The sequence below is a fragment of the Kribbella sp. HUAS MG21 genome, from assembly GCF_040254265.1.
Classification (GTDB): Bacteria; Actinomycetota; Actinomycetes; order Propionibacteriales; family Kribbellaceae; genus Kribbella.
In genome coordinates, this window is sequence record NZ_CP158165.1 from 5180187 (window position 1) to 5193490 (window position 13304).

The following is a 13304-nucleotide window of genomic DNA, read 5'->3' on the forward strand; positions in this document are numbered from 1 at the left end:
GTGCGGGTCGCGCTGACCGGTGGTCTTGTCGCGGACGGGACCGGCAGCGAGCCGGTGCCGGGCACGGTGCTGGTCGAGGGGGACCGCATCAGCGCGGTGCTGCCGCCCGGCGAACCGGTGTCCGGGGCAGAGGTGATCGATGCCACGGGCAACATTGTGGCGCCCGGTTTCGTCGACCTGCACTCGCATGCCGACTTCAGCATCGGCGCGAGCCCGGCCGCCGAGTCGCAGCTCGCGCAGGGCGTCACCACACTGATCACCGGGAACTGCGGCTGGTCGCCATTCCCGGTCACCGACCTGGAGCCGCTGCGCGCGGGTACGGCGTTCCTCGCGCCGTCGCTCGACTGGTCCTGGGACGACCTGGCCGGCTTCGCTGCCACGCTGGAACCGGCGGTGAACGTCGCGCTCCAGGTCGGCCACTGCACACTCCGGATCGCCGCGATGGGCAGCGCTCAGCGAGCACCGTCGCCGAGTGAGGTCCGGACGATGCAGGACCTGCTGCGGGAGGCCGCGGACCAGGGCGCGGTCGGGTTCTCCACCGGGCTTATCTATGCGCCGGGCACCTACGCGTCGTCCGAGGAGGTCGCCGCCCTGGTCGCGACGGCGGCCGAGTGCGGACTGCTGTACTCGACCCACATCCGCAACGAGGGCGCCGGCCTCCTGGACGCGCTCGACGAGGCGATCACGGCGGCCCGGGCCGGCGGTGCGCGGCTCGAGATCTCACACCTGAAAGCCGTTGGTAAGTCCAACCACGGTCTCGTCAACGCGGCGTTGGAGAAGCTCGACCAGGTGGACGACGTCGACCTCGGCTGGGACGCCTACCCGTACACGGCGACCAGCACGACCCTCACCACCCGCCTGCCGGCGTGGGCGCTGGCCGGCGGAACCCTCCTCGAGCGGCTCGCCGACCCGGCCGAGCGCGCGCGGATCGCCGACGCCCTGCGAGCCGACGTACTGCTATCACCTGACACGGTTGTCATCGCGTCGCTGCCGCCCGGCCGCTATCAGGACAGCCGCGGCCTCAGCCTCGCAGAGATCGCCCGGCAGGACGGCGTCGACGCCGCCGAGATCGTGCTCCGCATCCTCGAGTCGCACCAGGCCGCCGTCAGCGTGGTCAACCACGCGATGTGTGGGGACGACGTGATCGCGGTGCTCGACCATCCGCGGACGGCGGTCGCGAGCGACGGCTGGATCATGGACGCCACCGGTCCGGGACACCCGCATCCGCGCAACTTCGGCACGTTTCCGCGGGTGCTCGGGCACTACGCGCGCGATCTCGGCGTATTGGAGGTGGGTGAGGCGATCCGGCGGATGACGTCGCTGCCCGCGTCCCGGCTGGGGCTCAACGATCGCGGCGTACTGCGTCCCGGTGCGGTCGCGGACGTCGTCGTCCTCGATCCGGCACGGGTCGCCGACCGGTCGACGTACGACGATCCGTGGCAGCTGTCGGTCGGCGTCGAGCACGTCCTGGTGGCCGGCGAGCCCGTTCTCGCGGACGGCGTACCGACGGGGCGCCGGCCGGGCCGGGTCATCGCTTGAAGCGCTTGGGCTCACTCGGCAACGGAGGCGGCGCGCTGACCGGCTCGTGGGCGTCCGCCTCGAGCCAGCCGTCGTACCGCGCGAGCAACTCGTCCAGTCGCGCCTGATCGACGTCCCGCAGTACGACGGTCCACGGATGGTCCTCGTCGTCGTCCTCGCCGTGGAAGCGGCCGCGCCGGACGTCTCCGCCCAGTTCCTCGGCGACGGCTTCGGCGTCCTCCTGGTCCCAGAAGCAGGCGATCAGCTCCATGACGCACACCGTACGCTTTCCCCATGAGCTTGTTTCCCTGGCTGAAGGGGCACGGCACGGAGAACGACTTCGTGATCCTGCCCGACCCGGACGGTTCCGTGCACGGCGAGCTGGACGCGGCGCTGGTGCGGTTCCTCTGCGACCGGCACGCGGGCATCGGCGCGGACGGCGTGCTGCGGGTGGTCCGGGGCGACAAGCAGTCGTACGTCGAGGACGGCGGCGACTGGTTCATGGACTACCGGAACGCCGACGGCTCGATCGCGGAGATGTGCGGGAACGGCGTCCGGGTCTTCGCGAAGTACCTCGCCGAGGCGGGCTGGATCGACGGCAAGCCGGTCCGGGTCGGGACCCGCGCGGGCGTCAAGGAGGTCGCGCAGAACGACGACGGCACGCTGACCGTCGACATGGGCGAGCCGACGCTGCCCCAGGCGGCCGGGATCGTGGTGGAGGCCAACGGTCACCAGTGGCCGGCGCTGCATGTCGACATGGGCAATCCGCACGCGGTCGCCTTCGTCGACAGCCTCAGCGAGCCGGGCAACCTGTGCGATCAGCCGGCGTGGTCGCCGGTGGAGGCCTTTCCGCAGGGCGTGAACATCGAGTTCGTCGTACGGCGTGGTCCGCACGACGTCCAGATGCGCGTCCACGAGCGCGGCGCGGGGGAGACCCGGTCGTGCGGGACGGGGACCTGCGCCGTGACGGTCGCGGCCGCGCGGGCCGCCCGCGACGAGCTGCCGGTGACGTACCGGGTCGGCGTACCTGGGGGTGAAGTCAGCGTCACGTGGCGTGCTGACAACCACCTGGAGCTGACGGGGCCCGCGGTCGTGCACGCCCGCGGGGAGTTCGACCGGGCCTGGCTGCCGGGAATCTGAGTCCTGCGTGGGGCGTTGACTGCTGGTAAACGGGTCGCTTGTACTTGGAGACCCGTGCCACCATGGAAGGTATATGACGACCCATTCACACGCATACGAGACCACCGACGTCGAAACCGACCTGACCCAGGGCGATGACTCCGGCGATTCGTTGACGGGTCACGAGGACATCGAGCGGGACTACGAGCAGGACCTGAGCACCGAGGGCCTCGACCTCGAGGAGCGCCAGGCGCTCCGCCGCGTGGTCGGGATGTCGACCGAGCTGACCGACATCAGTGAGGTCGAGTACCGCAAGCTGCTGCTCGAGCGGGTGCTGCTGGTCGGCGTCTGGACCGAGGGCAGCGCCGAGGACGCGGAGAACTCGCTGACCGAGCTCAAGCTGCTCGCCGAGACCGCCGGCTCCGAGGTGCTGGACGGCGTGATCCAGCGCCGCAAGAAGCCGGACCCGGCGACCTTCATCGGCTCCGGCAAGGTCGCCGACCTGCGCAACCTGGTCGCGTCGCTCGGCGCGGACACCGTGATCGCCGACGGCGAGCTGGCGCCCGCGCAGCTGCGCAACCTGGAGGACAAGCTCAAGGTCAAGGTGGTCGACCGGACCGCGCTGATCCTGGACATCTTCGCGCAGCACGCGAAGAGCAAGGAAGGCAAGGCCCAGGTCGAGCTGGCGCAGCTGCAGTACATGAAGCAGCGCCTGCGCGGCTGGGGTGGCAACCTGTCCCGCCAGGCCGGCGGCCGGGTCGGCGCGGCCGGCGGCGGTATCGGCGGCCGTGGTCCCGGTGAGACCAAGATCGAGACCGACCGGCGCCGGATCAACACCAAGATCAGCAAGCTCCGCCGGACGCTCAAGGAGATGAAGGGCACCCGGTCGACGATGCGCCAGGAGCGCCGCCGCAACCTGGTCCCGTCGGTCGCGATCGCGGGCTACACCAACGCCGGCAAGTCCTCGCTGCTGAACCAGATCACCGGCGCGGGCGTGCTGGTCGAGGACGCGCTGTTCGCGACCCTGGACCCGACGACCCGCCGTACGACGACCTCGGACGGCCGCGTGTACACGCTGACCGACACCGTCGGGTTCGTCCGGCACCTGCCGCACGACATCGTCGAGGCGTTCCGCTCGACGCTGGAGGAGGTCACGGACGCGGACCTGCTGCTGCACGTGGTCGACGGTTCGCACCCGGACCCGGTGGCGCAGATCCAGGCGGTCCGCGAGGTGCTGGCCGAGATCGACGCGACCGACGTACCGGAGATCGTGGTGATCAACAAGGCCGACGCCGCCGACCCGCTCGCGCTGGCGCCGATCCTGCACCGCGAACCGCACGCGATCGTGGTGTCGGCCCGCACCGGCGAAGGCATCGACAAGCTCCGCGAGCTGATCGAGGGCGCACTGCCGCAGCCGCACATCTCCCTCGACGTGCTGCTGCCGTACGACCGCGGCGACCTGGTCTCCCGGATCCACTCCGAAGGCTCGGTCGAGCAACTCGAACACACCGCCGACGGCACCCGCATCACCGCCCGCGTCCACCCGTCCCTGGCCGGCGACCTCACGCCGTACAAGGTCGCCTGAACGCAACGCGAGAACGGCCCTCCCGAGGATCCCGGGAGGGCCGTTCGGCGTTTCAGGTGGTCAGTTGCGCTTGCTGACCTGGACCTTCACCGAGGTGCCGTTCTTGGAGAGGACCTTGATGTTGACGCCGTTGTTCGGGACCTTGACGCCGGCGGTCGGCTGGTCCGGGGTCCAGTAGGACTTGCCGTCGTTGAAGGTCTGGACGGCGTTCTGGCCGCGGATGTAGCTCGGCTGCCCGTTGACGTGCAGCGTGAACGAGTCCGCCTTCTCCAGGCCGAACGGAGCGTCGTACCCGCCGACCCGCGGACGCCACAGCTGGCCGTCCATCCGGTTGATCGGGGTCGGGTGCGAGTCGACCGGGAGGACCAGGCCCTCACCGGGGTGCTGGTTGGTGTTGTTGTTGTCCTGCGAGGTGTCCCAGTACCAGACCAGTACGCCGTCCTGGTACGGGAAGTGCTCCACCTTGTCCGGCAACGTGCTCGCCCAGCCGAAGTTGTACGGCCCGGTCTGCAGGTGCTTGTCGTAGGAAACGTAGTTGATGTTCGACACCAGGTAGTAGTTGTCGTGCTGGCTGGTGTACGACGAACCGACCGAGCTGAACCCGTTCAGCGTCCAGCCTTCCGGCGTCGCCTCGGCGCCGGACTCGAACACCGTCGTCGCACCCGACGTCACCTTGATGGCGTCGGCGAAGAACCCGAGCCCGCCCGCCGCCGGGTCGGTGGCGTAGCGGAACTGCAGCGTGATCGTCTTGCCGGCGTACGCCGACAGGTCGAACGTCGCGGGCACCCAGCCGCCGCTCTTGCCGTCGATGCCGTTGCCCTCGGCGTCCTTGGTGATGTTGCCCTTGATCGGCTTCGTGCCGGTGCCGTCGTTCACGTCGACGTACGCGTAGTCACACGCGTCCGGGCCGCAGTCCTCGATGTCCCAGTTCGCCTGGAACGTGAGGCTCGCGGGCTGACCGGCCGGCAGCGTCACCTGGCGGCTCATCGTGTGCGTGAACTGGTGGCCCTGACCGCTCCACCAGGACTTCGCCCCGGCCGCCGGCTGGACCAGCTGGTGGGTGACCTCCTTCTTCGGCAGCGTCACCACGAGGCCCTGGGCCTTCTTCGAGTTGTACTCGTGCGGGCCGAGCTCGACGGTCCGGTTCTGGCCGGCCTTCACGATCTCGTAGTCGAGCCAGCCGAGCTGCAGCTTGTCCCAGATGCTGAAGTCGGCCGCCTGCTCGCCGATGCCGCCGTCGCTGGGCTTGCCGACCCGGCTCTGCGCCATGATCGACCACCAGTTGACGCCGTTCTCGACCGCGGCACCCGAGGTGTCGTAGTGGTCCGGCAGCCCGAGGTCGTGGCCGTACTCGTGCGCGAAGACGCTGATGCCGCCGTTCTCCGGCTGGATCGTGTAGTCACCGACGTACAGGCCGGTGTCGCCGATCTGGGCGCCGCCGCTCGGGTTGTTCGCCGGGCCGCCCGGGAACCCGGCGTACCAGCGGTGCGACCAGATCGCGTCCTCGCCCTGCCACGGGTCGCCGTCGGCCTGGTCGCCGCCGGAGTGCACGATCTGGAAGTGGTCGATGTAGCCGTCCGGCTCGTTGAAGTTGCCGTCACCGTCGAAGTCGTAACGGTCCCACTGGTCGAACGTCTTCAGGTCCGCGGTGACCTCGGCCTTGGTGCGGCCCTTCGCCAGCTGGTCCGCGACCCACTGGTTGACCGAGTCCTGGATCAGCGCCCAGGTGTTGCTGCAGACGTTGCCGTTGCACGGGTACCCGTTCGAGCGGCCGTACCGGGCCTCGTTGTACTTGACCTTGACCCAGTCGGTGACCGCGCCGTCCACGGAGTACCGGCCGGACGACTGCTTCTCGTAGTACTTCTTCACCGAGTTGCCGTCGCCGAAGTACAGGTCCCGGAAGTACTGCGGGCTGTAGTCGGCCCGCCAGACGGTGGAGTTGTCGACCGCGCGGTCCGGCTCCGGGATCTCGTTGTGCAGCGGCCCGTCGAACCGGGCCGGGCCCGGGAAGTTCGGCGAGGTGTCCTGGTCCGGGTAGTTCGGGTGCCGCTCGTTGCCGAACTCGGCGAGCACGACGAAGATCCGGTCGGTCTTCTCCCGGGACAGCTCGACGTACTGGTCGACGCGGCCGGTGGCGTTCTTGGCGCCCTTCGCGCCGGCGGCCTTGGTCCCGAGCTTGACGACCGTGCTGCCGTCGCGCTCCTGGGGCGTGGCCTGACCGTTGATGACCTTGGTCAGCGCCTCCTCCCGCAGTGCGCGGCGCTTGTCCTCGAGCGGGCTGGGCAGCTCGTCCGAGGCGGGCGCAGGCTCGCTGGCGCTCGGTGCCGAGGCCTGCTTGGGCGGTGTGGCGGCGTTACCGGACGAGGCCGCGGCGATGCCGAACCCCGTGGTCGCCGCCAGGGCCAGGCTGAACAGCCCGGCGGGTAGCTTGCGCACGATTCCCCTCCGTGTCTGATGACGCAGTGTGTTCGTTGCTCCCCCGAGCGTGTTTGCGCGAGAGTACGGCGAAAATCCACCGAGTTGAAGTGGAACTGAGGAATAGCTGAGAACCGAGGGGAAACCTGCGTGCTGAGTAGAAGGGCTCACGCGCCGGAGGCCCGCTCCTTGGCAGACTGTGGCGCGTGGAGCGCCGGACCGACCTGCTGCAGCCGCTGTGGCGTGCGCTCGTCGTGTTCCGGGTGATCACCTGGGCGTTCGCGTGTTTCGGCGTGTGGACGCGCTGGGACGGCATCGTCAGGCCGTACGGCGCGGTGCTGCAAATGGCGGTCATGGGCCTGTGGACGCTGATCTCGTCGTACGGCTACAGCCGGCGCTGGGGCCGCCGGAACACGCGGCTGGCGTTCGCGGACCTGATCGTGACGGCCGGGTGCATGTACGCGACCCTGTGGGCGCAGCCGCTGATCGACATCCGCGGCGGCGCCTCGGTGCTGACGTCGGTGTGGGCGGCCGGACCGGTCCTCGCGCTGGCGATCTCCCGCGGCCGCGACGGCGGCCTGCTCGGCGCGGCCACCATCAGCCTGGCGCTGCTGTCGCTGCGAGGCGTTGAGAACGCGTCGAAGATCCTCAGCAACGTGCAGCTGCTGCTCGTGGCCGGACTGGTGGTCGGGTACACCGCGTCGACCATGCGCCAGGCGGAGGCGCGGCTGCGCGAGGCGATCGCTGCGGAGAGCGCGACCGCCGAACGGCTGCGGCTCAGTCGCTCGATCCATGACGGCGTACTGCAGGTGCTGGCGCAGGTACAGCGCCGCGGTACGGCGATCGGCGGCGAGGCGCGCGAACTGGCCGAGCTGGCCGCTGAGCAGGAGGTTGCCCTCCGCACCTTGATGGCGTCCCGTCCCGCCGTGACCGAAGGCGATCGCGTCGACCTCTGCGGCCTGCTGTTGCCGCTGGCCACGACCCGCGTCGATGTCGTCGTACCGGCAGGGCAGGTCCTGCTGCCGGCCGCTGGTGCCGGTGAACTGGTTGCCGCCGTCAAGGAAGCGCTCAGCAACGTGACGAAACACGCCGGACCCGACGCCCGATCCTGGGTGGTGGTCGAAGACCTGAGGGCGGAGGTTCTGGTGTCGATCCGCGACGACGGAGTCGGTACGACGCCCGCCCGGCTCGAACAGGCCCGCGCCGACGGTCACCTGGGCGTCAGCCAGTCGATCCGCGGCCGCATCACCGACCTGGGCGGCACCGTCACGGTCCGCACCGCCCCAGGCGAAGGAACCGAGTGGGAGTTGAAGGTACCGAAATGACGCGAGTAATGATCGTCGACGACCACCCGATGTGGCGCGAAGGCGTGGCCCGCGACCTGGGCAGCCGCGGGTACGACGTCTGCGCCACGGCCGCCGATGTCGCGAGTGCGGTGAAGATCGCGCTGGCGACGCGCCCGGACGTGGTAGTGATGGACCTCCAGCTAGGCACCGGCTCCGGCGTCGACGCCACCCGCGAGATCACCACAGCGCTTCCTGACACGCGCGTCCTGGTGCTGTCGGCCAGCGCCGAGCAGGACGACGTACTCGCGGCGGTGAAAAATGGGGCGTCCGGGTATTTGGTGAAGTCCGCGTCCTTGGACGAGTTCGACGATGCGGTACGGCGTACCGCTGAAGGCGACGCGGTGTTCAGCGCAGGGCTGGCTGGTTTGCTCCTGGGCGAATACCGGCGGCTGGGTGAGACGGGCCCCGAGGTCCCGAAGCTGACCGACCGGGAGGCAGAGGTCCTCCGCCTGGTAGCCCGCGGCCTCACCGCCAAACAGATCGCAACCCGCCTGGTCCTGTCCCACCGCACCGTGGAAAACCACGTCCAAAACACCCTCCGCAAACTCCAACTCCACAACCGCGCTGCACTGGTCAGGTACGCAATCGAACACGGGCTGGACACCGACTGATCGGCCCACGCGTGCTACGCGGCCGCTAGCTTCGTCGCTCCGCTCCTCAGACGCGCCCGCTACGCCCGCTCCCACCCACCCCCGGGCTTGGCGCCCGGAGAATTGTTTCCGGCTGGCGCCGGGGAGTTGCGGCTAGCGCCGCGAGTTGCCGGCTGCCGCCGGCGTGTTGCTCGCTGCCGCTCGCGTGCGACTACGGCACTCGTCTGGGCGAGGGACCCGTGCGACGCGGGACTGTGGTTCGACTGCTGACGGGCTGACCTGCGAACTGAGCACAGCCGGGCGACGGCTTCACCACCGTCATTGCGATGGTGGCCACCTTTGCATGTTGTTGCAACTCCATCTGGTTCCGCTGGTCAGGCTCGCGCCATAAGCTCGACGCACTCCCTTCCGTCCGATCGGGGGCCGCCCAAGGGAGGTTGCAGTGTTTCGGAAGTTGTTTTGCCGGAAGTGCTGTCTTGTTTACGTTCGTAGTGGGGGTCCAAGTAAGCACGGCGCAGGCGGTTGAGGTGCCGAAGCCGAAGCCGGACTGGTCGATGCAGTTGCAGGGCAAGGTCGATGTCGGTGCATGCCGCGGCCACGCCAACAATCCACACTCGATCACTGGTGGTATCGGGTATGACGGGTACCAGGACTGCGTCGGGAACTACGACGTTCAGAAGGTTTGCGTGAAGCTCCAGGAACTCGACTACTACGGCACGTACTACGACCGAACGGCCTATCGGTGCTCGGCGGAGACGGTCGCGGCGCACTCCTACTCCGGTGGCTCTGTCACATGCGCCGGCGCACTGGAAGGGACGTTCAGGACGTATGCCTTGGGCTACGCCTGGCCGAACGGGGTACAGCACACCAGTTCAGGCTATTCTGCGGGTGTGCGGATGCGTATCGGGTACTAGATGAGCTCCGCTGACTGGACTCTCGCCGCGTCCGACCTGTCGACCAGGTCGGGCGCTACCCCTCGTCTGCGGATGGTCGTGAAATCGTCCGGCGCCCTGGCTTTCGCCCCGCGCTCCGTCGAACTCGCTCTCGACGGCTCAACGGCCGTGGTCCGACAACTCAACGGCGACCTGATCTGGTTGGAGACGGCAGAGTACTGCGCGTTCCCTGACGGTGATCAGATCCGCACTTCTCGGTACGACACCGACAGCGTTCCGGTACCGCGAAATACCGGCAGCGAGGCGCGAGCCCTCTCGAGCCTGAACGCCTGCCTCTCTTGGGCTGACGCGCAACTTGCCTCAGGCAACCTGCCACGAAAGTCACGCCACCTCGGCCGGAAGACTCTGACGTCGACCGCGGTCGCCGGCACCGGTCATGAATTCTTCATCAACTGTGACATCGAGACAGGCATTGCTTTGAAAGCCACCGGCCAGCTTTTACGTGGCCCGTTCACAGTGGAAGTCGAAAAGCTTGAGCTCGGCGACTTTCCCCGAGGCATGCTCGAGCCGATCCACCTCCGAGACTCCCGCCTCGAGGCCCCGTAAATTCCAGACGGGCTGCCGTACGGCCAGCCGTTGGCGGCTCGAGAATCAGGAACGGCTCAACGGGCTTCCTGCCATTCGACCGCACTCGGCTGCTCGCCGCCGCTGGTGAGGAATTCCCTGACCGCGACGCGAATCTCATCAAGGGACAACAGCGAATCCCGTGGGAACTCCCGATCGCTCCCCATGTAGTAGTACAGAACTGTGTCTGCGTCGTGGCCGCTTCCCTTGGTGATGTAAGCGCCGGTATCGCCCATGTATCGCAGCGCACCCTTTGCCTTGTCTTGGTAGTCGACGGCAACAAGCAGTTCGTGATCGGGAGCGCCGGCTTGGTTGAGACGGTCATCGACGTATATGGCTGCTACTGAGTTTTCCCACGACTCCGCCACCAAGGGCATGAATCAAGCGGTCGACGTCCCCCGGGGTGGACAACAGGACCGGCCCGTCTCCATGCCCGTGCTTGAAGTAGGCCTTTGCCGTGTGAGCCATCGTCATCCAATCAGTCCTGTTGTGGCTTCTTTGGGTACGTGCGCTTGAAGTCGTCGGGTGCGCTCGCACCACGCGGCGCGCTTCGCGCACTCGCCGTCCAGGTCAGATCCTTGCGCGGCGGTGCCTTGTAGTCGCACGCGAGCGCCAGCTCGCAACAAGCCGGCGGCAGCAGGCAAAGAGCGGCGTCAGCCGCAACACCCGGCGCCAGCCGGAAACAAGAGATCCGGGCGCCAAGCCCGGGGGTGGGTGGGAGCGGGCGTAGCGGCCGCGTCTGAGGAGCGCAGCGACGAGGCCAGCGGCTGCGGAGCACGCGTGGGCCGGGTGGTTGAATGGCATCCGTAGACTATGCGTTCCACGTCAGTGTGGATGCTCTCTGTCATGACACCTGTACTGCGGGTGCCCACTTCCGGAGGAATCGGTGAACCGGTCGACTCTCGTCCGTGCACTGCTCGCGTTCCTGGTCCTCGCCGCGTCGACGTACGTGACGTTGACCGCGAAGCCGAAGCTCGGTCTCGACCTGCGCGGCGGGACGCAGATCGTGCTGCAGGCCAAGGACTCGCCGACGGTGAAGGCGACCGCGGAGAACACCGACAAGGCCACCCAGGTGCTGCACCGGCGGATCGACGCCCTCGGTGTCAGCGAGCCGAACGTCACCCGCCAGGGCGAGGACCGGATCATCGTCGAGCTGCCGGGCGTGCAGGATCCGCGCGAGGCCGCGAAGGTGATCGGCAAGACCGCCCAGCTGACGTTCCACGAAGTACTCGACCAGGTCGCGGCCAAGCCGGCGAAACCGGCGGCGGGGGAGACGTACCTGCCGCCCGAGGACGGCCAGGGCTTCCTGCGGCTGGCCAAGCCCGCGATGACCGGTGAACTGGTCGGCGGCGCCGAAGGCCGGCTCGACCCGCAGCAGGTCGCGCAGGGCTGGTTCGTCGAGATGAACTTCAAGGGCGACGGCGGCAAGATCTGGGGCAACATCACCGGCAAGGCGGCCTGCCAGCCGGTCGGTACGCCGCAGCGGCTGATCGCGATCGTTCTGGACAACGAGGTCATCAGCGCGCCGCAGGTCGACCCGAACGGTGGCAACCAGCTCTGCAACGTCGGCATCCAGGGCGGCAGCACCACGATCTCCGGCACCTTCACCGAGACCGAGGCGAAGGACCTGGCCGCGCTGATCTCCGGCGGTGCGCTGCCGCTGCCGGTCGAGGTCATCGACCAGCGGACGGTCGGCCCGTCGCTCGGCAAGGACGCGATCGAGGCCAGCGCGCTCGCCGCGATCATCGGCCTGGCGCTGACCGCGCTGTTCATCATCGTGGCCTACCGCCTGGTCGGCCTGATGGCGGTCCTCGGCCTGCTCGGGTACGCCGCGATGTCGTACGCCGCGCTGACCGCGATCGGGGCCACCCTCACCCTGCCCGGCCTGGCCGGTTTCGTCCTAGCGATCGGTATGGCGGTCGACGCGAACGTCCTGGTGTTCGAACGCGCCCGCGAGGACTACACAGCCGGCCGCACCGACGGACTGCGCCGCTCCCTGCGGAGCGGCTTCCAGAACGCGCTGTCCGCGATCGCCGACTCCAACATCACCACCCTGCTCGCCGCCGGGCTGCTGTTCTTCCTGGCCGCCGGCCCGGTCCGCGGCTTCGGTGTCACCCTGTCGATCGGTGTGATCGCGTCGCTGCTGTCGGCGCTGGTGGTGACCCGGGTGTTCGCCGAATTCGTGGTGTCGCGCGGGTTCGTCCTGCGGCGTCCGGGACTGAGCGGTATCGCGGGCCACGGCCGCGTGCGGACCTGGCTGGAGTCCCGCCGGCCGTCGTTGATGAAGCACAGCCGCCGCTGGCTGGTCATCACGGCCGTCGCGATCGTCGTGAGCCTCGCCGGTGTCGCCGTCCGCGGCCTGAACCTTGGCATCGAGTTCACCGGCGGCCGGCTGATCGAGGTCAGTACGTCGCAACGGATCACGCCGGACCAGGCGCGCGCCGCGGTCGCCGAGGCGGGGTACCCGACGGCCGTCGTCCAGGCGTCCGGGACCGACGACATCACGGTCCGGACGTCGACGATCAGCGACGACGAGGCGGAGAAGATCCGCGAGTCGATCGGCCGGATCGGCGGCGGCGCGGAGGTGATCCGCAACGAGAGCATCGGTCCGTCGCTCGGTGAGGAGCTGCGCAACAAGGGCCTGATCGCGCTCGGCATCGCGCTGCTCGCCCAGCTGGCCTATCTCGCCGCGCGCTTCCGCTGGACGTACGGCGCCGGCGCCGTACTGGCGCTGCTGCAGAACGTCGCGGTCGTGGTCGGCATCTTCGCCTGGACCGGGAAGCCGATCGACGGCATCTTCCTGGCCGCGATCCTGACGATCATCGGGTACACGGTGAACGACTCGGTCGTCGTGTTCGACCGGATCCGCGAGACCCGCAGTGCCCGCTCGACCGACAGTTTGGGCCCGGTCATCGACACCGCGATCGTCAACGTGCTGCCGCGGACGATCAACACCGGTATCTCGACCTTGTTCATCCTGACCGCGCTGCTGTTCCTGGGCGGTGACTCGCTGGCCGACTTCGCCTTGGCGCTGCTGCTCGGCATCGTCGTCGGCACGTACTCCTCCAACCTCACCGCGGCGCCGCTGCTCCTCGAGCTGGAACGCCGTTACCCGGCCCCGCCGCCGCGCCCGAAGCGCGTCCAGGTGGACCGCGACGCCCAGCCCGACCGCGGCGCCGTCGTCTAGCAGCTCGGGTTATCCACACCCCAGCCC

At 68.7% G+C, this 13304-nt stretch carries 11 protein-coding genes; 8 read left to right on the forward strand and 3 right to left on the reverse strand.

What is annotated here, in order from left to right:
* Complete coding sequence (locus ABN611_RS25375) at positions 1 to 1539, forward strand: D-aminoacylase (RefSeq protein ID WP_350274727.1); 1539 nt, start codon at positions 1 to 3, stop codon at positions 1537 to 1539.
* Here ABN611_RS25375 and ABN611_RS25380 read toward each other — a convergent pair.
* A complete protein-coding gene (locus ABN611_RS25380) occupies positions 1529 to 1789 on the reverse strand; it encodes a hypothetical protein (protein ID WP_350274728.1) in 261 nt (86 codons plus the stop codon). The genes ABN611_RS25375 and ABN611_RS25380 overlap by 11 nt on opposite strands.
* A 23-nt stretch (positions 1790 to 1812) precedes the next feature.
* Here ABN611_RS25380 and dapF point away from each other — a divergent pair, with 23 nt between their 5' ends.
* A complete protein-coding gene (gene dapF / locus ABN611_RS25385) occupies positions 1813 to 2658 on the forward strand; it encodes a diaminopimelate epimerase (RefSeq protein ID WP_350274729.1) in 846 nt (281 codons plus the stop codon).
* A 73-nt stretch (positions 2659 to 2731) separates the two neighbouring features.
* Complete coding sequence (gene hflX / locus ABN611_RS25390; protein WP_350274730.1) at positions 2732 to 4222, forward strand: GTPase HflX; 1491 nt, start codon at positions 2732 to 2734, stop codon at positions 4220 to 4222.
* A gap of 60 nt (positions 4223 to 4282) precedes the next feature.
* Here the strand turns inward: hflX and ABN611_RS25395 are convergent, their stop codons facing one another.
* Positions 4283 to 6658, reverse strand: a complete 2376-nt coding sequence (locus ABN611_RS25395) for an immune inhibitor A domain-containing protein (protein ID WP_350274731.1) — start codon at positions 6656 to 6658, stop codon at positions 4283 to 4285.
* 185 nt (positions 6659 to 6843) lie between these two features.
* On the opposite strand from ABN611_RS25395, the gene ABN611_RS25400 reads away from it, so the two are divergent.
* The 4 genes from ABN611_RS25400 (at position 6844) to ABN611_RS25415 (ending at position 10072) form a co-directional block, all read left to right on the forward strand.
* On the forward strand, positions 6844 to 7962 hold the full coding sequence (locus tag ABN611_RS25400) for a DUF5931 domain-containing protein (RefSeq protein ID WP_350274732.1): 1119 nt from the start codon (positions 6844 to 6846) through the stop codon (positions 7960 to 7962).
* Positions 7959 to 8594 carry a response regulator transcription factor gene (locus tag ABN611_RS25405; protein WP_350274733.1) on the forward strand — a complete coding sequence of 212 codons (636 nt, stop codon included), beginning with the start codon at positions 7959 to 7961 and terminating at the stop codon, positions 8592 to 8594. Before ABN611_RS25400 ends, ABN611_RS25405 begins: the two co-directional genes overlap by 4 nt.
* 455 nt (positions 8595 to 9049) lie before the next feature.
* Positions 9050 to 9487 (forward strand): hypothetical protein, encoded by a 438-nt coding sequence (locus ABN611_RS25410; protein ID WP_350274734.1) that lies wholly within the window; start codon positions 9050 to 9052, stop codon positions 9485 to 9487.
* Positions 9488 to 10072: a hypothetical protein gene (locus ABN611_RS25415; protein ID WP_350274735.1), complete on the forward strand. Its 585-nt coding sequence runs from the start codon at positions 9488 to 9490 to the stop codon at positions 10070 to 10072. It abuts the gene before it with no gap.
* Between the two features lie 56 nt (positions 10073 to 10128).
* Here the strand turns inward: ABN611_RS25415 and ABN611_RS25420 are convergent, their stop codons facing one another.
* On the reverse strand, positions 10129 to 10467 hold the full coding sequence (locus ABN611_RS25420) for an Imm1 family immunity protein (RefSeq protein ID WP_350274736.1): 339 nt from the start codon (positions 10465 to 10467) through the stop codon (positions 10129 to 10131).
* Positions 10468 to 10976: 509 nt separating this feature from the next.
* Between ABN611_RS25420 and secD the strand changes: the two genes are divergently transcribed.
* Positions 10977 to 13277 carry a protein translocase subunit SecD gene (gene secD, locus ABN611_RS25425; protein ID WP_350274737.1) on the forward strand — a complete coding sequence of 767 codons (2301 nt, stop codon included), beginning with the start codon at positions 10977 to 10979 and terminating at the stop codon, positions 13275 to 13277.
* Positions 13278 to 13304: the final 27 nt, after the last annotated feature.

Bases quoted from the DNA above. Each gene is read 5' to 3' on its own strand.
- ABN611_RS25380 (WP_350274728.1), bottom strand. From the start codon at position 1,789: ATGGAGCTGATCGCCTGCTTCTGGGACCAGGAGGACGCCGAAGCCGTC.
- dapF (WP_350274729.1), top strand. From the start codon at position 1,813: ATGAGCTTGTTTCCCTGGCTGAAGGGGCACGGCACGGAGAACGACTTC.
- hflX (WP_350274730.1), top strand. From the start codon at position 2,732: ATGACGACCCATTCACACGCATACGAGACCACCGACGTCGAAACCGAC.
- ABN611_RS25405 (WP_350274733.1), top strand. From the start codon at position 7,959: ATGACGCGAGTAATGATCGTCGACGACCACCCGATGTGGCGCGAAGGC.
- ABN611_RS25415 (WP_350274735.1), top strand. From the start codon at position 9,488: ATGAGCTCCGCTGACTGGACTCTCGCCGCGTCCGACCTGTCGACCAGG.
- ABN611_RS25420 (WP_350274736.1), bottom strand. From the start codon at position 10,467: ATGCCCTTGGTGGCGGAGTCGTGGGAAAACTCAGTAGCAGCCATATAC.